The 1,968-nt window shown below is 69.9% G+C and carries 1 protein-coding gene; it reads left to right on the plus strand.

The genetic code is table 11. From position 1 onward, the window contains the following. Positions 1 to 201: 201 nt before the first annotated feature. A complete protein-coding gene (locus tag AC13HU_RS36365) occupies positions 202 to 1,800 on the plus strand; it encodes an ABC-F family ATP-binding cassette domain-containing protein (RefSeq protein WP_483046270.1) in 1,599 nt (532 codons plus the stop codon). Positions 1,801 to 1,968 lie beyond the last annotated feature (168 nt).

Below are 1,968 nucleotides of genomic sequence, written 5' to 3' on the forward strand. Positions count from 1 at the left end.
GGGCACCCGTAGAATGAACGCATGGCAGTTCTGCTCCTCGATTAGCCGCGTCGACCAGCCGTGGCGTCGACCCATGGGTCCCGACGCCCGCCCCGACCGCCGTCCGCGGGCCGGCTTCCGACGCTTTCGCGCCGCCGTGCCCCGGGTATCTCGTCCTCCGCTGCCGCTATCGCGGCGCCCATCGCCCTGGAGCTTTTTCCCGTGATCACTGCCACCGGCATCGAGTTGCGCGCCGGCGCCCGCGTCCTCATCGAGTCCGCCTCCTTCCGCGTCGCCAAGGGCGACCGCATCGGCCTGGTCGGCCGGAACGGAGCGGGCAAGACCACCCTCACCAAGGTGCTGGCCGGCGAGGGCCAGCCCGCCGCCGGAAGCGTCACCAACTCCGGTGAGGTCGGCTACCTCCCGCAGGACCCGCGCACCGGCGACCTCGACATCCTCGCCAGCGACCGGGTGCTGTCCGCCCGCGGCCTCGACGTCGTGCTGCGCAAGATGCGCGAGAACGAAGAGCGGATGGCCACCGGGAAAGGCGCCACCCGCGAGAACGCGATGAAGAAATACTCGCGGCTGGAAACCGAATTCCTCACCAAGGGCGGATACGCCGCCGAGGCCGAGGCCGCCACCATCGCCGCCGCGCTCGGCCTGCCCGACCGGGTGCTCGGCCAGCCGCTGCACACCCTGTCCGGCGGCCAGCGGCGCCGGGTGGAGCTGGCCCGCATCCTGTTCTCCGACGCGGACACCCTCCTGCTCGACGAGCCCACCAACCACCTCGACGCCGACTCCATCGTCTGGCTGCGGGACTACCTCAAGACCTACCGCGGGGGATTCATCGTGATCTCCCACGATGCCGACCTCATCGAGACCGTCGTCAACAAGGTGTTCTATCTCGACGCCAACCGCTCCCGTATCGACGTCTACAACATGGGCTGGAAGCTCTACCAGCAGCAGCGGGAAGCCGACGAGAAGCGCCGCCACCGCGAGCGCGCGAATGCCGAGAAGAAGGCGGCCGCGCTGAATTCGCAGGCCGACAAGATGCGCGCCAAGGCCACCAAGACCGTCGCCGCGCAGAACATGGCGCGCCGCGCGGAGAGGCTGCTCTCCGGCCTGGAAGAGGTCCGGCAGGCCGACAAGGTGGCGAAACTGCGCTTCCCCGACCCGGCGCCGTGCGGCAAGACCCCGCTGATGGCCGCCGGGCTGTCCAAGTCCTATGGCTCGCTGGAGATCTTCACCGACGTCGACCTGGCCATCGACCGCGGCTCGCGAGTGGTCATCCTCGGGCTGAACGGCGCCGGCAAGACCACCCTGCTGCGGCTGCTGGCCGGCGTGGAGAAGCCCGACACCGGCGATGTCACCCCCGGCCACGGCCTCAAGCTCGGCTACTACGCGCAGGAGCACGAGACCCTCGACCCGGACCGCACCGTGCTGGAGAACATGCGTTCCTCCGCGCCCGACACCGACCTGGTCCAGATCCGCAAGATCCTCGGTTCCTTCCTCTTCTCCGGCGACGACGTCGACAAGCCCGCCCGGGTGCTGTCCGGCGGCGAGAAGACCCGGCTGGCGCTGGCCGCGCTCGTCGTCTCCAGCGCGAACGTCCTGCTGCTCGACGAGCCCACCAACAACCTCGACCTGGCCAGCCGCGAGGAGATCCTGGGCGCGCTGCACACCTTCACCGGCGCGGTCGTGCTGGTCACCCACGACGAGGGCGCGGTCCGCGCCCTCGAACCCGAGCGGATCATCATGCTGCCCGACGGGGTCGAGGACCTGTGGAGCCAGGAGTACGCCGACCTGGTCGCGCTGGCCTGAGCCGAGCCCGGACGCGGTGTCGGACGCGGTGCCGCGCGGTCGGGGAGGTGCTCCCCGTACTGCGTCGTTGGGCCGGATGATCATGCCGAATCGATCATTCGGCCCATCGTTGATCCTTCATCTGTATGAGTCGGCCTCGTACCGCCCCGGCGCCCCGGCCAGCCACCC

This window comes from Streptomyces sp. NH27, assembly GCF_056859195.1.